At 71.2% G+C, this 18,758-nt stretch carries 17 protein-coding genes; 10 read left to right on the top strand and 7 right to left on the bottom strand.

Annotated elements, in window-relative coordinates; translation table 11 throughout:
• Window positions 1-188: 188 nt before the first annotated feature.
• Together ACIRSU_RS00970 and ACIRSU_RS00965 are read right to left on the bottom strand one after the other, a co-directional pair.
• Window positions 189-2,747 (bottom strand): GH32 C-terminal domain-containing protein, encoded by a 2,559-nt coding sequence (locus tag ACIRSU_RS00970; protein WP_403787768.1) that lies wholly within the window; start codon window positions 2,745-2,747, stop codon window positions 189-191.
• Window positions 2,748-2,974: 227 nt separating this feature from the next.
• Window positions 2,975-3,946 (bottom strand): carbohydrate kinase, encoded by a 972-nt coding sequence (locus ACIRSU_RS00965; RefSeq protein WP_403787764.1) that lies wholly within the window; start codon window positions 3,944-3,946, stop codon window positions 2,975-2,977.
• Window positions 3,947-4,129: 183 nt separating this feature from the next.
• Between ACIRSU_RS00965 and ACIRSU_RS00960 the strand changes: the two genes are divergently transcribed.
• The 4 genes from ACIRSU_RS00960 (at window position 4,130) to ACIRSU_RS00945 (ending at window position 8,313) form a co-directional block, all read left to right on the top strand.
• On the top strand, window positions 4,130-5,143 hold the full coding sequence (locus ACIRSU_RS00960; RefSeq protein ID WP_403787761.1) for a sugar ABC transporter substrate-binding protein: 1,014 nt from the start codon (window positions 4,130-4,132) through the stop codon (window positions 5,141-5,143).
• A gap of 190 nt (window positions 5,144-5,333) precedes the next feature.
• A complete protein-coding gene (locus ACIRSU_RS00955) occupies window positions 5,334-6,329 on the top strand; it encodes an ABC transporter permease (protein WP_403787758.1) in 996 nt (331 codons plus the stop codon).
• Window positions 6,326-7,159: an ATP-binding cassette domain-containing protein gene (locus tag ACIRSU_RS00950; RefSeq protein WP_403787755.1), complete on the top strand. Its 834-nt coding sequence runs from the start codon at window positions 6,326-6,328 to the stop codon at window positions 7,157-7,159. Before ACIRSU_RS00955 ends, ACIRSU_RS00950 begins: the two co-directional genes overlap by 4 nt.
• Before the next feature lie 110 nt (window positions 7,160-7,269).
• Window positions 7,270-8,313, top strand: a complete 1,044-nt coding sequence (locus ACIRSU_RS00945) for a LacI family DNA-binding transcriptional regulator (protein WP_403787752.1) — start codon at window positions 7,270-7,272, stop codon at window positions 8,311-8,313.
• Between the two features lie 70 nt (window positions 8,314-8,383).
• On the opposite strand, the gene ACIRSU_RS00940 is transcribed toward ACIRSU_RS00945, so the two are convergent.
• Window positions 8,384-9,538, bottom strand: a complete 1,155-nt coding sequence (locus ACIRSU_RS00940; protein WP_403787749.1) for a permease — start codon at window positions 9,536-9,538, stop codon at window positions 8,384-8,386.
• A gap of 159 nt (window positions 9,539-9,697) precedes the next feature.
• On the opposite strand from ACIRSU_RS00940, the gene ACIRSU_RS00935 reads away from it, so the two are divergent.
• Complete coding sequence (locus tag ACIRSU_RS00935) at window positions 9,698-10,180, top strand: nuclear transport factor 2 family protein (RefSeq protein WP_403787746.1); 483 nt, start codon at window positions 9,698-9,700, stop codon at window positions 10,178-10,180.
• 564 nt (window positions 10,181-10,744) lie between these two features.
• On the opposite strand, the gene ACIRSU_RS00930 is transcribed toward ACIRSU_RS00935, so the two are convergent.
• Window positions 10,745-11,155 carry a hypothetical protein gene (locus ACIRSU_RS00930; protein WP_403787743.1) on the bottom strand — a complete coding sequence of 137 codons (411 nt, stop codon included), beginning with the start codon at window positions 11,153-11,155 and terminating at the stop codon, window positions 10,745-10,747.
• A gap of 130 nt (window positions 11,156-11,285) precedes the next feature.
• Here ACIRSU_RS00930 and ACIRSU_RS00925 point away from each other — a divergent pair, with 130 nt between their 5' ends.
• Both ACIRSU_RS00925 and ACIRSU_RS00920 read left to right on the top strand, forming a co-directional pair.
• The gene (locus tag ACIRSU_RS00925) at window positions 11,286-11,825 is read left to right on the top strand and encodes an SPASM domain-containing protein (protein ID WP_403787740.1); all 540 of its coding nucleotides are present in this window, start codon (window positions 11,286-11,288) and stop codon (window positions 11,823-11,825) included.
• A gap of 23 nt (window positions 11,826-11,848) precedes the next feature.
• Window positions 11,849-12,268, top strand: coding sequence for a hypothetical protein (locus ACIRSU_RS00920; protein WP_403787737.1), 420 nt, complete (start codon window positions 11,849-11,851; stop codon window positions 12,266-12,268).
• Window positions 12,269-12,317: 49 nt separating this feature from the next.
• Here ACIRSU_RS00920 and ACIRSU_RS00915 read toward each other — a convergent pair whose 3' ends face one another.
• From ACIRSU_RS00915 to ACIRSU_RS00905, 3 genes are all read right to left on the bottom strand, one after another.
• Window positions 12,318-13,232: a hypothetical protein gene (locus ACIRSU_RS00915; protein ID WP_403787734.1), complete on the bottom strand. Its 915-nt coding sequence runs from the start codon at window positions 13,230-13,232 to the stop codon at window positions 12,318-12,320.
• 54 nt (window positions 13,233-13,286) lie between these two features.
• Window positions 13,287-13,745 (bottom strand): MarR family winged helix-turn-helix transcriptional regulator, encoded by a 459-nt coding sequence (locus ACIRSU_RS00910; RefSeq protein WP_403787731.1) that lies wholly within the window; start codon window positions 13,743-13,745, stop codon window positions 13,287-13,289.
• Window positions 13,746-13,863: 118 nt separating this feature from the next.
• Complete coding sequence (locus ACIRSU_RS00905; protein WP_403787728.1) at window positions 13,864-15,420, bottom strand: ROK family protein; 1,557 nt, start codon at window positions 15,418-15,420, stop codon at window positions 13,864-13,866.
• A gap of 137 nt (window positions 15,421-15,557) precedes the next feature.
• Here ACIRSU_RS00905 and ACIRSU_RS00900 point away from each other — a divergent pair, with 137 nt between their 5' ends.
• From ACIRSU_RS00900 to ACIRSU_RS00890, 3 genes are read left to right on the top strand one after another with little or no spacing between them, the layout of a single operon-like run.
• Window positions 15,558-16,877 carry an ABC transporter substrate-binding protein gene (locus ACIRSU_RS00900; RefSeq protein ID WP_403787725.1) on the top strand — a complete coding sequence of 440 codons (1,320 nt, stop codon included), beginning with the start codon at window positions 15,558-15,560 and terminating at the stop codon, window positions 16,875-16,877.
• A gap of 14 nt (window positions 16,878-16,891) precedes the next feature.
• On the top strand, window positions 16,892-17,896 hold the full coding sequence (locus ACIRSU_RS00895) for a carbohydrate ABC transporter permease (RefSeq protein ID WP_403787722.1): 1,005 nt from the start codon (window positions 16,892-16,894) through the stop codon (window positions 17,894-17,896).
• Entirely contained in the window at window positions 17,889-18,743 is an 855-nt protein-coding gene (locus ACIRSU_RS00890) for a carbohydrate ABC transporter permease (protein ID WP_403787719.1), read from the top strand. The genes ACIRSU_RS00895 and ACIRSU_RS00890 overlap by 8 nt, the downstream gene beginning before the upstream one ends.
• The last annotated feature ends 15 nt before the right edge of the window (window positions 18,744-18,758 follow it).

Here is an 18,758-nt window from a genome sequence, read left to right as displayed (position 1 = left end):
CGGTGGGAGCGCTCCCAAGCGAGGAGATGTCGAACACCGGTCAAAGGGTCGGAGATCTCAGCGCACATTAATGAGGCCCGCCCGCACCGTCAACGGCACCGGCGCGGTGGCGCGAGCCCGGCCACCGGCCAGAGGCTGTCCGGGCCGCGCGGCCGGGCTCCACGCCGTGAGTGGAACTCCCTGGGTGGTCAGTCGCGGTACGACCGCACCTGCCGGACCTCGGCCCTGTCCAGGCGGGCGGAACCGCCCTCGGCGAAGAGCCGGATCCCGTCGTTGTCCGGGCTCGGGAAGATCTGGTCCGTGATCACGGTCTCGCCGGCACCGCCGAACACCTCGACGGAGGACCAGTCGACCAGGACGCGGAGCTCGACCTTGCCGTTCCGGGCGGTCAGCGGCGCGCGCTGGACGCCGGGGAAGTCGTCGTGGAAGTCCACCGCACCCGACCGTGTCCGGTCGACGTACAGCTCTTCGGTCTCGGTGTCGTAGCCGATGACCGTCTTCTGCCCCTCGCCCGTGCGGACGGTGAGCCCGAACCGCCTGGCGTCACCGGGGGAGAACGTGGCCCGGATGTCGAGCGCCCTGCCGTCGGCACGGCCCCCTGCCAGGGGCGTCGAACCCTCCGCGATCTTCACGTCGCGCACGCCGACCGCGGTGCCGGTGTACAGCGACTCCACCGTGGACACCGGCTGCTGCGTGAGCCGGAGCCGGCCGTTCACGGTGCGCAGCGCCATCTCGCGCGGAATGCTTTGCGCGCTGCGCCAGGGGGAGGTGGGAATGTCGTTGCCGTACTGCCAGTTGTTCATCCAGCCGATCATGCGGCGCTTGCCGTCGGGGGCGTTCTCCCAGGAGACCGCCGCGTAGTAGTCCTTGCCGTGGTCGACCCAGGAGGCCCTTCGGACGCCGGGGATCGCCGGCCGGTCGGCGGCGACGAAACGGTCGGCCAGGATGTGGCCCCAGCCGGACTTGTTCATGTCGACGATCTGGATGGTGGCCTGCTTGCCCTGGTAGGCGCGCAGGTCGAAGGACGCCCAGTCCAGGCTGCCGCTGTCCGTGCCGGTCTCGCTCCGGACGACCTCGCCGTCGATGAGGAGGTTGACCGCCGTCTCGGTCGAACGCGGGCGCGCCGGAGTGTCGGACTGCATGACCTGGTCGAGCAGGATGTGGCCCCAGCCGCCGGTGTTCTGGTCGACGACCTCGATGTGCGCGGTCCTGCCCACGAGGTCGCCGACGTCCCAGGAGGCCCAGTTGAGCTCTTCCGAGTCGGATCCGGTGGCGCTGCGTACGGTCCTGCCGTCGACGACGAGCCGGACGGCGGTGGGCGTGTCGGTGCCCGAGGGATGACGGCCGCCGCCGATGAGGAAGTTGACGTACTTCGCGGTGAGGGCGAACTCGGGCGAGGTCAGGGTGCCCGTGGCCGCGTCGCCGCCGAGGAAGCTGTTCACCAGGCCGTCGCCGTCCTGACCGGTGACCGGGTTCTGCCCGGGAAGCGTGCCGGCTGCGGGGCCGTCGCCGAAGGCCGTACCCGTGGTGGTCCAGGAGCCGTAGCCGCCCTGCTCGAAGCCGGCGAGGACCTTGCCGGGAGGCGCGGGGGAGTCTCCCGTCACCGAGCCGGGGACGTGCGGGTGACGGCCGCCGGCCACCTTGAAGTTGAGGTAGGCGCTGTCGACGGTGAAGGGCGGTGAGGTGAGGGTGCCGGTCTCGGCGTCGCCGCCGTGGAAACTGTCGGCGAACCCCCGGCCCTCGACCCCGCTCGTACCCGAGGTCCCGGGCTCGGGTGCGGGGACCGGTCCGTCACCGAAGGCCGTGCCGGTCGTCCGCCACGTGCCGTAGTCGGCCCCTTCGAAGTCCTGCGCCACCGCTCCGGGCGGAGGAGTGTAGGAGCCGTCGTCGTCGGCCGTGAAACGCTTGCCGTCGAAGTCGCCCACGAAGTACTGGGCGGCGGAACCACCGGCGATCCCACCAGGATTGATGTTGACGACGAGCACCCACTTGACGCGCCTGGGGTCGCCGTCGACGGGCAGCGGGAACAGGTCCGGGCACTCCCAGACGCCGCCCACCGCGTTCCGCGGACCGAAGTCGCTCAGCTGCGTCCAGGTCTTGAGGTTCTTGGAGGAGTAGAACCGCACCTTGTGCTCGGCGGACAGCGACACCGTCATCAGCCAGCTCCTCGTGGGTGCGTACCACTGGACCTTCGGGTCGCGGAAATCCTTCGACCCGATGTCGAGCACGGGGTTCCCGGCGTACTTGGTCCACGTGCGGCCGCGGTCGGTGCTGTACGCCAGGGACTGGGCCTGCCTGCTGCCGTCCTTGAAGTGGCTGGTGTAGACGGCCACCATCGCGGGGTCGTCCTTGGTCCCGAATCCGGTGGTGTTGTCGCGGTCGACCACGGCACTGCCGGAGAAGACCATCTCCTTGTCGTCGTGCGGGATCGCGAGGGGGAGTTCCCGCCAGTGCACGAGATCCCTGCTGACGGCGTGGCCCCAGGACATGTTCCCCCAGGTGTTACCGCTCGGGTTGTACTGGTAGAACAGGTGGTACTCACCCTTGAACCAGACCAGTCCGTTGGGGTCGTTCATCCAGTTCTTCGCGGGGCTGAAGTGGAACTGGGGGCGGTACGTCTCCGTGTACGGCCGGCCGGCCTCCGCCGCCGCCTGCGGGGCGACGGAGGTGACGGTGAGCGCGCAGGTCGCGGCCGCGGCGACGACGAGGTGCAGCGGGCCACGACGGCGGGCAGGGGCTCGGCTCATGGTTTCTCCTGCATGGTGGGCGCGGCGGCGCCGTGTCCGCGTCCGCTGAGGGGCACGACGCCGTGGGATTCGCGGTGCCGGGTGATGGGGGCAACCCGGGAGAACGAGATGTCATCGATGACATGTGACAGCGATGACATCCGCTGCGGAGTGATGATGTGCGGGCTCCGGGTGGCGCGTCAATGGCCCGGACCGAGTTCGTTCGGGCCACCTGCCGGGCCGCCCGTTCAGCCGGCGGTGCGTCCGAACGCCGGTTCCGGCAGCCGCAACTGGCCGGCCCACGGCGGATTCGGGCCGACGACGCCGCAGGTCAGCGCCGCGACCCGGGAGGCGAAGGCGCAGGCGTCGAAGACGTCGTCGACCCGCAGATCCGTCAGGCGCCCGCCGAGGAGACCCTTGACGCCGAGATGGTGCAGGAACCCGGCGGTGAAGGAGTCGCCGGCGCCCACGGTGTCGACCACGTCGGCCGGGGGCGCCGGTACGACGACCCGGTCACCGTTCAGCGAGGCGACGGCGCCGCGCTCGCCGCGGGTGATCACGACCAGCGGGGCGCCCGCCGCGTGCCAGGCGTCGCAGGCTTGCTCGATCGTGCAGTCGGGCAGCAGCAGTTCCAGGTCCTCCTCGCTCAGCCGGAGGATGTCCGCGAGCGCGCACCAGCGCGGCAGGCGTTCGCGGTAGACGTCCGGTCCGACGAGCAGCGGCCGCACGTTGGGGTCGACGGAGATCGTGGCCGTGGCGGAGGCGCGGGCGAGGAACTCCTCCACGACCGCGCCGCCGGGCTCGCGCACCAGGGCCAGCGAGCCCGAGTGCAGGCAGGCCGTGGCGGCGAGGTCCGTCGCGGCGAGTTCCTCCGCCGTCCACTGCCAGTCCGCCGTGCCCTGGGCGTGGAAGGAGTACACCGCCCGGCCCTGGGCGTCGAGTTCGGCGACGGCCAGCGTGCTGGGCTCGGCTGCGCGGACGGCGGCCGTGAGATCCACGCCCGAGGCCTCCAGGTGGGCGCGGAACAGGCGGCCGAAGACGTCGTCGGACAACCGCCCCAGGAAGCGGGCGGGTGTGCCCAGCCGGGCGAGGGCCACTGCGGTGTTCGCCGGGCCGCCGCCCGGCAGGACCCGCAGGGCGAGCTCGCCCTGCGCGGGTGCGGGGGCGGTGAAGGCGTCCGCGACGCATTCTCCGAGGACGGTGACCAGAGGCAGGCGCATGACTCGTTCTCTCCAGACGGGCGTGTGAGGCGATGCGGACGGCGTTGCGGACTTGTAACGGCGCCAAGGCATTGACGTTTCCGGGTGACGGAGTTCATCATCCTCCGCAAGCGGTGTCAACGATGACATGTGTCAACGCTGACATCACCTCCCCCGCCCTCGTACAGCAGCAGGAGATCAGTCATGCCTCGCAGAAACCCCACCCTCCGCGCCTCCATCGGGCTCACCGCTCTCGCCGCCGCCTCGGCGCTGACCCTGATGGCCTGCGGCTCCGGTGCGCAGGGAGGAGGCGGGGGCGGCGGGACCAAGGTCGGGCTCATCACCAAGACCGACACGAACCCGTTCTTCGTGAAGATGAAGGAGGGCGCCGAGCAGGCCGCGAAGGCCAACGGCGTCGAACTCGTCAGCGCGGCCGGCAAGTTCGACGGCGACAACGCGGGCCAGGTCACCGCCATCGAGAACATGGTCAACTCCGGCGTGAAGGGCATCCTCATCACGCCCAACGACTCCAAGGCGATCGTCCCCGCCCTCGAGAAGGCACGTGCCAAGGGCGTCCTGGTCATCGCGCTCGACAGTCCGACCGAGCCGCAGGACGCCACCGACGCCCTCTTCGCCACGGACAACGTCAAGGCGGGCGAACTCATCGGCCGGTACGCCAAGGCCGCCATGGCGGGCAAGGAGGCGAAGATCGCCACTTTGGACCTCGCGCCCGGCGTCGCGGTGGGTGTGCAGCGCCACCAGGGCTTCCTCAAGGGCTTCGGCGTCGCGGAGGGCGACCCGTCGGTCGTGTGCCGGCAGGACACCGGCGGCGACCAGGCCAAGGGCCAGACCGCGATGGAGAACTGCCTCCAGAAGGCCCCGGACATCAACGTCGTCTACACCATCAACGAGCCGGCCGCGCTGGGCGCGTACACCGCGCTCAAGGCGAAGGGCCTGGAGAAGAAGGTGCTGGTCGTCTCCGTCGACGGCGGCTGCACCGGTACGAAGGCCGTCGCGGCGGGCAAGATCGCGGCGACCTCGCAGCAGTACCCGCTCCAGATGGCCTCCCAGGGCGTCAAGGCGGTCGCCGACTTCGCCAAGGGCGGCAAGAAGGCCTCCGGCTACACCGACACCGGCGTCACGCTCATCACCGACGCGGCCAAGCCGGGTGTCGACGCCAAGGACACCGCGTACGGCCTGGAGAAGTGCTGGGGCTGAGCCCCCGCGCCGGGGCGCGCGGCGGAACCCGGACGCCTACCGCGACACCAGCCCTTCGGCCCGTACCGCTGACGAAGACCGACCCGCCGACCACCGCCGCCACCGCTGACCAGCGCCGCCACCGCCGACCAGCGCCGCCACCGCCGACCACCGCCACCACCGCCGACCATCGACACCGGCAAGGACCGCCATGACTGCCACAACCCTGCCCTACGACCAGCGACAAGGACCGCCCACGGTCCGCAGGCTGCTCGCCGCACCGACCACGGGACCACTCGTCGCGCTGCTGCTGGCCTGCGTCTTCTTCTCCCTGACGACCGAGCAGTTCCTCACCGGCGGCAACTTCTCGCTGATCGTCCAGCAGGTCATGGTCGTGGGCACGCTGGCCATCGGTCAGACCCTGATCATCCTCACCGCCGGCATCGACCTCTCGTGCGGCGCCGTCATGGCGTTCGGCAGCATCGTCATCGCCAAGACGGCTGCCGAGGGCGGCCTGCCACCACTCGCCTCGATCGCTCTCGGCCTGGCCGTCAGCGCGGGTTTCGGCCTGGTCAACGGCCTGCTGGTGCAGCTGATCCCGCTCCCGCCGTTCATCGTCACCCTCGGCATGCTGAACGTGGCGTTCGCCCTGACCCACATCTACTCGGCCGAGCAGACGATCACCGACCTCCCCGCGCCGTTGACCGCCCTCGGCGAGACGTTCCCCCTGGGCAACACCGACATCACCTACGGCTCGCTCGTGACGATCGCCCTGTTCCTGCTCTTCGCCTACGCGCTGAGCGGAACGTCCTGGGGCCGGCACGTCTACGCGCTCGGCAACAGCCCCGAGGCCGCCCGCCTCAACGGCATCCGCACCTCCCGGCTGACCATCGGCCTCTACACCCTCGCCGGAGTCGTCTACGGAATCGCGGCGCTGCTCCTGATCTCCCGCACCGGCGTCGGCGACCCGCAGGCCGGCCAGACCGACAACCTGGACAGCATCACCGCCGTCGTCCTCGGCGGCACCAGCCTCTTCGGCGGGCGCGGCTCCGTCCTCGGCACCTTCATCGGCGTCCTCATCGTCGGTGTGTTCCGCAACGGCCTCCAGCTGATGGGCGTCGCCTCCATCTACCAGACCCTGATCACCGGCGTCCTGGTGATCCTGGCCGTGACCGTCGACCAGATCTCCCGGAGGAAGTCACGATGAGCACCGCCGATGTCACTCCCGTGCTCCAGGCCCGTGGTCTGGTCAAGCGATACGGCCATGTCACCGCCATCGACGGCGCCGACTTCGACCTGCTCCCCGGCGAGGTCCTCGCCGTCATCGGCGACAACGGCGCCGGCAAGACGAGCCTGATCAAGGCGCTCACCGGTGCGCTCACCCCCGACGAGGGCGAGATCCGGCTGAACGGCGAGCCCATCAGGTTCACCGGGCCGCACAGCGCCCGGCAGCACGGCATCGAAACCGTCTACCAGGACCTGGCCGTCGCCGCGTCCATGGACATCGCCTCCAACATGTTCCTCGGGCGCGAGCTGCGCCGGCCGGGCTTCCTCGGGAGCGCGCTGCGCATGCTCGACAAGAAGCGCATGCGCCGGGAGGCGGCGGCCCACATGGCCGACCTCAAGATCGGACTGCGGTCGCTGACGCAGCCGGTGGAGACCCTCTCCGGCGGTCAGCGCCAGGCCGTGGCGGTCGCGCGGTCCGTCGCCTGGGCCAAGAGCGTCGTCGTGATGGACGAGCCCACCGCAGCCCTGGGTGTCAAGGAGTCGGGGCAGGTCCTCGAACTGATCCGCCGGGTACGTGACAAGGGCATGCCCGTGGTCCTGATCAGCCACAACATGCCGCATGTCTTCGAGATCGCCGACCGCACCCACATCCACCGGCTCGGCCGTCGTGCGGCGCTGATCAAGCCGTCCGACCATTCCATGGCGGAGGTCGTCGCCATCATGACCGGGGCGCTCAGGGTGAGCGACGATGGAGGTACCGTCGTTGCCGACGCGGATGCCGCCCAGGCGGCGGGCGTGTCCGCCCACTGAGTCGCCGCAGGGGCAACGCCGCGCAGACCACAGGGTCGCCGCACAGTCAGGACAGCGGGCCCGGCCCCGGGGAGGGGCCGGGCCTGACGAACGCACAGGAACGGTGGTACATGGCCGCGAACCGTCGCCCCACACTGGCCGATGTCGCCAGGGAAGTGGGCGTCAGCGCCAAGACGGTGTCCCGGGTGCTCAACGAGGACGGGCCGAGCTCCCCGGAGACCCGCGAGCGTGTGCTCGCCGCGGTCGCGAAGCTCGGCTTCCAGCCGAACCTGATGGCCCGCAACATCCGTGTCGGGGGCCCGGACACCACCGTCGGCCTGGTCGTGCCCGACCTCGGCAACCCCTTCTTCGGCACCGTCGCCGGCGGCGTCGAGGATCTCGTACGCAGCCGAGGGCTCACCCTGCTCATGGGCTCGTCGGCGGAAGACCCGGACCGGGAGCGGGCGCTGATCCAGACCTTCCTCGCCCGGCGCGTCAGCATGCTGATGGTCGTCCCCGCGTTCGGAGCCGATCACAGCCACCTCAAGGCACCGCGCGCGGCCGGTCTGCCGGTGGTGTTCCTCGACCGGCCGGGAGTCGGACTGTCCGCCGACTGCGTCGTCAGCTCCAACCAGGCCGGCGTCCACGAGGGCGTCTCCCACCTCATCGCCCGCGGCCACCGTCGTATCGGCTTCATCGGCGACCTCCCCGCCAAGCTCTACACCCGGCGCGAGCGGCTCGCCGGCTACCGCTCGGCGCTCGCCGAAGCCGGCCTGCCCTACGACCGCACGCTGGTGACCGGCGCCCACAGCCAGGACGCGGCCGCCGCCGAGACCACCGCCCTCCTCGCCCTGCCGCAGCCCCCCACCGCCCTGTTCGCGGCGAACAACATCATGGCCCTCGGGGTCATCGCCCAGCTCACCCGCGCGGGGCGCAAGGACGTCGCCCTGGTCACCTTCGACGACCTCCCGCTCGCCGACGTCCTCGAACCGGCCCTGACCGTCGTGGCCCAGGACCCGGCGGCCATCGGCGAGGCGGCAGCCAGGACCGCCCTCGCCCGCCTGGACGGCGACCGCACCCGTGCCCGGACCATCATGGTCCCCACTCGCCTGGTGGTCCGCGGCTCCAGCGAACTGCTCCCGTACGGCGCCGAGCAGGCGCCGGCCGGGAGCTGAGCGGTCCGGCCGGCCCCCGGGAGCCCGGCGCCCGTCACTCGCGATGCCAAGGCGGCGCGGGCGGCGCGCCTCAGTGCGGGCCGTGGCCCGGGGCGTCCGGGGCCGAGCCCATCATGCGGAGCATCCTCCGCCCGCCCGTGCGGAAGAACCGGACGAGGAGAGCGGCCGCGATGGCCAGGAAGACGATGTTGAGCCAGGTGGTGTAGTTCCACCTGACGCCCTCCATCGGAACCTTCGCGTCCGCCTGGTCGGGTACGAGGCCGAGGGCGCCGAAGGCGAACTCCACGACGTATCCCGCGATGACGACGGCCACGTAGAAGGTGCCGAACAGGAACACGGCCATCCGCCGCCCGTAGTACTTCCGGTAGATGTTCAGGATCGGCAGGATCAGCAGGTCGGCGAAGATGAAGGAGACCACACCGCCGAAGCTGATGCCGCCCTGCCAGAGCACGACGGCCAGCGGTACGTTGCCGATCGAGCAGACGAACGACACGACCGCGACCAGGGGGCCGATGAGCGGGCCCCACAGCTTGGAGGCGAGCGGGTGGCCCTCGAAGAAGAACGTCTGCCAGAAGGTCTCCGGCACCCACGCGGCCACGGCACCGGCGATGAGCAGGCCGATCACGAGATCGCGCAGGATCGCGGCCCATTCCATGACGAACACGTGGCTGGTGGCCGTGAACCCGCGGGACGACAGGAGCCGGCGCACGAAGGGGTCGTTCCCCTCGACGGACATGTCCATCGAGGCGTGGCCCTCCATCGACCCGCTCAGGCCGCGGTCGGCCTGCTCCCTCGCCTCGCGCAGCAGCCGGCGCGGCAGGAACCTGCGGAAGAGCACTGCCAGCGCGACGATCATGACGGGGCCGCCGACGAACTCAGCCGCCGTGAACTGCCACCCCAACAGCAGAGCCAGCAGGATGCCCAGTTCGACGACCAGGTTGGTGGACGCGATCTCGAAGGCCATCGCCGCCGTGAAATGCGCCCCCTTGCGGAACAGGGAACGGGCCAGCGCGACGGCGGCGTAGGAACAGGAGGAGGAAGCGGCGCCGAGTCCGGCCGCCACGGCCAGCGTCCGGGGACGGTCGTCGCCCAGCAGCGAGGCGACGGTGGACTTGTGCACCACCGCCTGGACGACCGCGGACAGGGCGAAACCCAGAATCAGGGCCCAGGTGATCTCCCACGTCATCGCGCCGGTGAGCGACAGCGCGTGCAGTACGGCATCCATGCCGGCGAGTCTTCACGGCGCGGCGCCCGTGTGGGCGCTGACACGCGCGGCCGGCGAGGTCCCGGCGGGTCCGGTGTTCGCCGGCCGGCCTCACATTCGGCGGGGCTGCCTCGTCGGACTGGTGAAAGCAACACCGCCACTCACCAGAGGACAACGCATATGAACGACTTCCAGGAGATCGCGGACCGGGTCGAGATCGAGGCGCTGCGCGCGGAGTTCACCGACGCGGTGATGATGCGCGACCGTTCCCGCCTCGCCGCGCTGTTCACCGCGGACGCCGTGCTGCGCATGCCCAACGTCCCGGTCGAGTTCATCGGCCGGGAGGAGATCCGGGCCGGGGGCGAACGCCTGCAGAGCCAGTGGGACTTCTTCGTGCAGAACAGCCACCCGGGCACGCTCCGGATCGACGGCGACACCGCCACCGGCCGCACCTACATGCAGGAGGTCGCGCGCCTGCTCGACGGCCGGTCGGGCATGAACTTCGCCGTCTACCACGACACCTACCGGCGCACTCCTGAGGGATGGAGGTTCGCCGAGCGGGTGTACGAGGTGAGGTACGTCGACACCACACCGCTGACGGGTTCGGCGCCCGGCCCCGACGCTCAGGCACACGGCCCCGGGCCGACCGGATCCGCCGGTTGACGGCCACCCCCGACGTCCTCGTCGCCGGCGTCGCGGCCGTCACCGAGACCGGCTCGCTCGTCATCGCCTCGGGCAGCGGCAGTCAGCTGCCCGCCTCCGCCGGGGGCGCCGCGAAGGCGATCCGGCACGCGTTCGGGGCCGAGCCACGTCGTGAGGGCACCGGCGGGTGCCGGGCGACCCGTGTGAGCGGCAGTCGTGGCTCTGCCGCTTGCAATAATCCATGCATCACGCCGTACAAAGCCTGGTATCCCACGTCAACGAGGACCTGCTGCTGCGGGCGGTCTACGAGGTCCTGAGCGCCCCGTGGCCTCCCGCACGCCAGGTGGTCTCGGCCACGGCCCGGAGACGCTTCGGCCGATCGGCCACGATCGGCCTGCTGTCCCACCTCGCGGGCGACGGGCCTGGGTCTGGGGCGCCGCCTGAGCCGCCTGCACCGCCTCCGCAGCCGGTCGGCTCGGCCGCCGTCGCGTTGCCCACCGCATGGCAGGCACCGCTCGCGGAGATCGCCGCCCGAGCGGTCCCGGACGCGCTGACGTGGTTCTGGGACACCTGCGACCACGCCCGTCACGGCGTGCACGACGAAACGTTCGCGGCCGGAGTGCGCCGCGCGCTCTGCGTATCCCGGCAGAACATCGACGAAGGACGAGAGCCATGCCTCTGAGCATCTGGACCGGCATGGAGGACTGCCTCCGGACCATCGTCGACCGCCGCCCGGCGTCGGTGCTCGACGCCGGGATCGGCTTCGGGCTGTGGGGCGGTCTGCTCCGGCAGTACCTCGACGTGTGGAACGGCCGCATCCAGCCCCCGGAGCGGACCACCCGCATCGACGGCATCGAGATCGACGAGAAGCGGATCCAGCCGCACGCCCGGCACCTCTACACCGACGTCCTCGTCGGCGACATCCGCGACCTGGTGCCGAGGCGTGCCGCCGAACACCCCTACGACGTGATCCTCTTCGGCGACGTCATCGAGCACCTGCCCAAGGACGACGGACTGGCGCTGCTCGACGCGGCCGCCCGTCTGTGTCGTGCGTCGTGGTGCGCATCCCGTTCGGTGACGGCTGGCGCAGGGAGGGCCGGGAGGAGCCGGACCACGACCGCTCGCAGTGGTACGCGTCGGACTTCTCGCGCTTCCCCGGCGCCGCCGTCCGCACCTTCTTCGAACGCGTCTTCGCCGAGCAGCGGGCCGTCGCCACCCGCGTCATGTACACCAACTCCACCCAGACGAACGCCACTCACCTCGACGACGGGCAACGGCGGCGGTTGCGGCAGCGGTACGGCTCGTGCCGCGACAGCGCCCACGCGACGACCGTCGACGCCGCACGGCGCCTGCAGGAACGGGGCCGGAAAGCCGGGGCGAACCGGACTTCCGCTACGGCAACATCCACGACATGCAGCCGCACGACGACGCCCGGACACTGCTCTTCGCAGGCATCGACACCCGCGAGAGCCGAGTCCTGGACACCTGCTCGACGTGCGCCTTCTTCGACCTCTGCTACGGCGGCTGCATGTTCCACTCGCTCAAGGACTCCAGGATCCTGGAGACGAAGGACTACTACTGCGCGGGCTGCACGATGTACTTCGAGCACGTCCTGCGCCGCGTGCACAAGGACATCTCGCGGGCGGCGCGGGAGTGCCGGGCTTAGTCTCGTGGCCGAGGGGGTGGGTCGTGGAGCAGAGCGTTCTCGAGACCGTCGGTTACTCCGCGAGGTGTCAGGACTGCGGGGCGGAGGTGGAGTGCCGCGGGGTGCAAGTCCTTGCCGAGGGCCGCCTGCGGTGGGATGTCGAGTCGACCTGTTCGGCCTGCGGGTTCGCGCTCGCCGTCTGCGGCGGTGAGGTGCCGAGCGAGCTGCGGGAACGGATGCTCGCCGAACACGGTCCAGCCACGCTTCGCGTGCTCGATGCGGCGGCCGACACCGTCGTGATCATGCGCGTGCTCCGAGCCGAACTGGGGATCGACCTGGCCGGCGCCAGAGCCGCGGCTCGACGGGTGCTGAGCGGCGACTACGCGGGGACGCTTCCCGAGATGGAATCCCTGGCCCGGAAGTTGCGGGCGGCGGCGATCCCCGCCGCGGCGGACCGGCCGTAGCCAGGTCGACGACCCGGACCCATCGGGCCGGTGCCACCACCTGCCACTCCTAGATCTTGCGCCACACCCACGCCAGCGCCGCACCCGGCGTCACGCAGGACAGGAAGGCCGCCGGTCGCGCCAGGCCGTTCGCCTCCCAGCCGAGGGCCGTCGGCAGCAGGAGGAGCAGCCCGCCGAGGAGGATGCCGAGGGCGGGGAGGTGTACGGGCGGGGCGAAACGCCGTACGGCGTGAGGGAGTTCGTCGCTGAGTGTGCTCGTCAGGATCGCCCCGGCCGGGATGACGAGGACGACGGCGAGGAGGAGTCGGGTGCCGAGGAGGCCCGTGTCGCGGCGGCGGCCGTCCTCCAGGACGGGGGAGTCCGGGCGCGGGTCGCCGGGGGCGTAGTACACGTCGATCGACATGCCCGCCTTCGGGGGTTCGTAGCGGGTGTACATCGCGGGCACGGTCACCTCGCGCGCGCCGCTGTCGTAGGGGATCCGCAGGACGAGGTCGGTGCGGTAGTACACCGGTTCGTCGGAGGCGCTGCGGCCGCGGACCGGGTCGCCGGCGAGCCGGGCGACGGTCGCGGAGTGCACGCCGTAGCCCGCCGCGTAGAGGCGCGCCGTCTCCCGTCCGTACTCCGGCGAGACCATGAAGCCGAGGCTGACGCAGGCCAGCGTGGCCAGCGGCACCAGCCAGGCGACGAGCCACACGAGCGCGCGGTTGCCGTTCGGTCGGCCCGCCTGCCGGGTGGCCGCCGTGGCTGCCCCCTGCACTCGTCGTGAGGCCGTGATCCAGGCGGCGGCGAGGAGAACGGACAGCGCGGCCAGCCCCGTCTCGGTGTAGAGCGGCGGGTACGGTCCGACGCCCCACAGTACGCATCCGACCGCTCCGGCCCCGCTGAGCAGCATGCCCCAGCCGGTGAGCGTGGTCCACACGCTCCGTCCCGTACGCCGCTCTGCCGAGGTCTTGTCCAGCAGCACGAATCCCGCCCCCTTGTCTGCGTCCCGCGGGTTCTGGCCCGCAGGTCCTGGCTCCTAGCTCGGAGCGTCCACCGCTTCGACCGCCTCCACCAGTGACGCCAGCTCCGGGTTCCGCGCCGCCTCGTTCAGGGCCTCGCGCAGGGCGGCGTCGTTCGTCGGGCGGGCCTCGTCGAGGAGCCGGCGGCCGGCGGGGGTGACGTTGGTGTAGATGCCGCGGCGGTCGGTGGGGCACAGGTAGCGGGAGAGCAGACCGCGGTCCTCGAGGCGGGTGACCAGGCGGGTGGTGGCGCTCTGGCTGAGGACCACGGCGTCGGCGACCTGCTTCATCTGGAGATGGCCGCCGTCGCCGTCGTGCTGGCGGCTGAGCACGTCGAGCAGCGAGTACTCGCGCACGCTCAGGTCGTGCCGGGACTGCAGCGCGCGCTCGATGTGGCTCTCGATCCTGCCGTGCAGGAGGGACAGGGCGCCCCATCCGCTGGCCAGGGCGGTGAGCGCGGGGTCGGTGGCGGTCATGGGGTCCGGGTCTCCTTCCAGCTGTGGCTGAAGTCCAGGATACCCCATGGAGTAAAATATCGGCTAGAGCTTTTATCAGGCTTCTGCAATTATTGCGGCTGTCCGCCTTGCCCCGTCGTCACTGCGCCGCCCGCTCGCGAAGCGTCGTCGCCCACGCCGGCTGTGCCTCCGCCGCCCCCGGCTCGGCGCGCCGACCGCCCCGCGCGAAGAAGTCGGCGAGCGGGAGGATCGCGGCGCCGACGGTGACCGCCTCCGGGCCCAGGGTGCCGAGGCCGAGGGTGACGCGGGCGGCCGGGTAGGGCAGGGCGTACTCCCGCGCGTGCTCCCGCACCTGGTCCAGGAAGCGGTCGCCGAGCTGGAGGCCCGCCCAGCCGCCGACCAGGATGCGTTCGGGCTGGAAGAGGTTGATGAGGTCGGCGAAGCCGGCGCCCAGGTACTCGGCCGTCTCGTCCAGGACGGCGAGCGCCGTGGCGTCGGGCCCGCTCCCGGATCCGTCCGCCGGGTGGGCGGCGGCCAGCATCGCGGCCAGCGCGGTCTCCTCGTCCGCGCCGGCCGGGGGCCGCCCGCCCGCCTCGCGCCAGCGTTCGAGCATGGCCTCGGCGCCGGCGTACGCCTCCAGGCAGCCGCGCGCGCCGCAGCGGCAGCGCCGGCCCCGGACCCGTACGGTCAGATGGCCCCACTCCAGGGCGCGGCCCGGCCCCAGCGGGTCGGTGGCCACACAGGCGCCGACGCCGGAGCCGAAGAGCACGAAGACGGCACTGTGCGCGCCACGCCCGGCGCCGAACCACAGCTCGGCCTGGCCGAGGGTGCGGGCGCCGCTGTCGATCCAGTACGGGACGGAGTCGGGCAGGTCGACGGCCTCGCGCAGCATCCGTTCCAGCGGCACCGCGTCCCAGCCGATGGTCTGGCCGTGCACGACCGCACCGTCGCCGCCCGCGCCAGGGTTGCCGCGATCGGCCCAGACGCCGCCCGCACCGCCGGCCCTGTCCCCGGAACCGGCGCCGGCTCCGACCACGCCTCCTGTCCTGTCCCCGGAACCACCGCCGGCCCCGACCGCGCCGCCGGCCCCGATGACACCGCCGGCCCCGACCAGGCCTCCCGCCCTGCCGCCGGAACCGGCGCCAGACCTGACATCGACCGCAGCGCCGACCCCGCGCCCCGCTCCGCTCCCCGCTCCGCCGTGTGCCACGATCCCCGGCACGCCCACGCCGACCCCCAGCAGCCGGCCCGGGTCCATGTCCGCCGCCCGCAGTACCTCGGCGATGCCGTCGCGGATGTGGCCGACGACGAGGCCGACCTCGTAACGGTCGTGCGGGGCCCGGCTCTCGACAGCCAACGGGCGTTCGGTGCGGGCGAGTTCGGTGAGGGTCAGGTCGAACAGCTCGACCCTGACCCGGGTCTCGCCGACGTCGACGCCGATCATGCAGCCGCTGCCGGCGCTGATCCGCAACAGGGTGCGCGGCCGTCCGCCCGCCGAGTCGACGCTGCCGGCCTCCTCGACGAGTCCCTCGGCGACGAGTTCGGCCACCACGTTGCTCACCGAGCCGGAACTGAGCCCGGTCGCGGGCCCGAGGGAGAGCCGGCTCGCCGGGCCGTCGAAGTACAGCCGTTGCAGCACCGCCGTGCGGTTCTCCCGCCGCAGGTCGCGCACCGTGCGGCCATGTGTCGCTCGCACCTCAACCCCCCGTTCTCCGGAGCCCGTTCAGCGGACTGTCCGCAACATACACCTGACGCGAAGCCTTGACGCGCCCTTCCTGCGCAGCTTAACTCACGTCCTGAATTAAGCATCGCTCGAAAGGGTTCCGAGGAGTCATGCGCAGAATCAGAGCCGCGGTCACCGGCGTCGTCGCCCTCTCCCTCGCCCTCACCGCGACCGCCTGCGGCGGCGGCACCGCCGACGGCGCGGGCGACTCCGACTCCCGGCCAGGGACCCTCACTTACTGGGCGTCCAACCAGGGCCCGAGCGTCGAGGCCGACAAGAAGGTGCTCCAGCCCGAACTCGACAAGTTCGAGAAGGAGACCGGCATCAAGGTGAAGCTGGAGGTCGTGCCCTGGTCCGACCTGCTGGCCAGGATCCTCACCGCCACCACCTCCGGGCAGGGCCCCGACGTCCTCAACATCGGCAACACCTGGAGCGCCTCGCTCCAGGCGAGCGGCGCGCTGCTGCCCTGGGACGAGAAGAACTTCGCCGCGATCGGCGGCAAGGACCGCTTCGTCGACTCCGCGCTCGGCTCCACCGGCGCCGCCGGCCAGGACCCGGCCGCCGTGCCGCTGTACTCGATGGCCTACGCGCTCTACTACAACAAGAAGATGCTCGCCGACGCCGGCATCACCAGGCCGCCGGCCACCTGGGACGAACTGAACGAGGACGGGAAGAAGCTCGCCAGGGACGGCAGGTCGGCCATCGGCGTCGAGGGTGCCAACCTCGCCAACGACATCCACCAGGTCTTCGTGCTCGGCAAGCAGCACGGCGCCGACTTCTTCACCCCCGACGGCAAGGCCGACTTCACCTCCGACGGGGCCGTCGCCGCCGTCAAGCAGTACGTCGACCTGATGGCGGCCGACAAGCTCGTCGCCCCCGGAAACGCCGAGTACGCCCAGAACCAGTCGCTCAGCGACTTCGCCAAGGGCCGCACCGCGATGGTGCTCTGGCAGACCGCCGCGCAGACCTTCGCCGCCCAGGGCATGAGCCCCGACGAGTGGGGCGTCGCCCCCGCGCCCGTCCCCTCCGGCACCCCCGGTCAGGGCACCCGGGTCAACTCCATGGTCGCCGGCATCAACATGGCCGTCTTCGGCAACACCAGGAACCGCGACGGAGCCCTGAAGTTCGTGAAGTTCATGACCGGCGATGCCGAGCAGAAGATCCTCAACCAGGCGTACGGTTCCGTCCCGCCCGTCAAGGCCGCGCAGGCGGACCCGGCCTTCTCCGGCCCCGCGCTCGCCGTCATCCGCGACACCCTCGCCACCAGCGCCGCCGCACTGCCGCAGGTCCCCGAGGAGTCCCAGTTCGAGACCGTCGTGGGCACCGCCGTCAAGGAGCTCTTCGCCGAGGCCGCCGCCGGCCGCCCCGTCACCACCGAGACCGTACGCGCCAAGCTCGACAAGGCCCAGCAGCAGATGCCGAGGAAGTAGGCGCGAGCCCTGCCATGACCGCCACCGCCACCGCCACCGCCACCCCCGAGACGAGCCCCGCGGCCGGCCGCGGAGCCGACCAGGTGACCGCCGCCGGGGCCGCCCGGAAGAACCGGAGCCGCACCGCGCTCCCGTATCTGCTGCTCCTGCCCGCCCTCCTCCTCGAACTCCTCGTCCACCTCGTGCCGATGCTCATCGGCGCCGTGATGAGCTTCAAGGAGCTCACCCAGTTCTTCATCCGCGACTGGACGTCCGCCCCCTGGAACGGACTCGACAACTTCGCCGTCTCCATGGACGTCAACGCGCCCGTCGGCGAAGCCCTGTTGAAGTCCTTCATCACGACCTGCGCTTTCACCCTGGCCTCGGTCGCGCTGTGCTGGCTGCTCGGCACCGCCGCCGCGATCTGCCTCCAGGACCCCTTCCGCGGCCGCGGCCTGCTGCGCACCCTCTTCCTCGTCCCGTACGCGCTGCCCGTCTACGCCGCCGTCATCACCTGGGCGTTCATGTTCCAGCGCGACAACGGCCTGATCAACCACGTCCTGCACGACCAGCTCGGCATCGGAGACAGCCCCGCCTTCTGGCTCATCGGCGACAACAGCTTCTGGGCGCTGCTCACCGTCTCCGTCTGGAAGGGCTGGCCCTTCGCCTTTCTCACCGTGACGGCCGGGCTGCAGAACATCCCGCGGGACCTGTACGAGGCCGCCGCCCTCGACGGCGCCGGCGTGTGGCGGCAGATCCGCCACATCACGCTGCCGTCGCTGCGGCCGGTCAACCAGGTCCTGGTCCTCGTCCTCTTCCTGTGGACCTTCAACGACTTCAACACCCCCTTCGTCCTCTTCGGCAGGGCCGCACCGGAGGCCGCCGACCTGATCTCCCTGCACATCTACCAGTCGTCCTTCCAGACCTGGAACTTCGGCACCGGCTCCGCCATGTCCCTCCTCCTTCTCCTCTTCCTGCTCCTCGTCACGGGCCTCTATCTCGCCCTCACCTCGCGCGGACGGAGGACCGGTCGTGCGTAACTCCCCGTCCGCGCCACCCCGTTCGTTCCTGTGGACCCGGCGGGTCCTCCTCGCCCTGCTCACCGGCTTCGTCCTGCTGCCGGTGTACGTGATGGTCTCCAGCTCCCTCAAACCGCTCGCGGACGTCTCGGGGACGTTCCGGTGGTGGCCCTCCGGGCTCACCCTGCGCCCCTACGCCGACATCTGGCGCACCGTCCCGCTCGCCGACTACTTCGTGAACTCGGTGATCGTGGCCGGCGCCGCGACCGTCTGCTCGGTGACCGTCGCCGTCTTCGCCGCGTACGCCGTCAGCCGCTACGACTTCCGCGGCCGGCGCGTCTTCACGGTGACCGTCCTGTCGACGCAGATGTTCCCCGGCATCCTCTTCCTGCTGCCGCTGTTCCTCATCTACGTCAACATCGGCAACGCCACCGGCATCGCCCTGTTCGGCTCGCGCGGCGGACTGGTCCTCACCTATCTGACCTTCTCGCTGCCGTTCTCGATCTGGATGCTCGTCGGCTACCTGGACTCGATCCCGCGCGACCTCGACGAGGCCGCGAAGGTCGACGGCTGCGGCCCGGTCGGCGCCCTGCTCCGGGTCATCCTGCCCGCCGCCGTCCCCGGCATCGTCGCCGTCGCCGTCTACGCCTTCATGACCGCCTGGGGCGAGGTCCTCTTCGCCTCCGTCATGACCACCGACACCACCCGCACCCTCGCCGTCGGCCTGCAGGGCTACGCCACCCAGAACGACGTGTACTGGAACCAGGTGATGGCCGCCTCCCTCGTGGTCAGCGTCCCCGTCGTCGCCGGCTTCCTGCTGCTCCAGCGCTACCTCGTCGCCGGCCTCACCGCGGGTGCGGTCAAGTGATGCATCTGACGCTCA

The sequence above is a fragment of the Streptomyces sp. NPDC101160 genome, assembly GCF_044768205.1.
In the GTDB taxonomy this organism is placed as follows: domain Bacteria; phylum Actinomycetota; class Actinomycetes; order Streptomycetales; family Streptomycetaceae; genus Streptomyces.
This window is presented reverse-complemented; position numbering and strand designations above follow the sequence as displayed.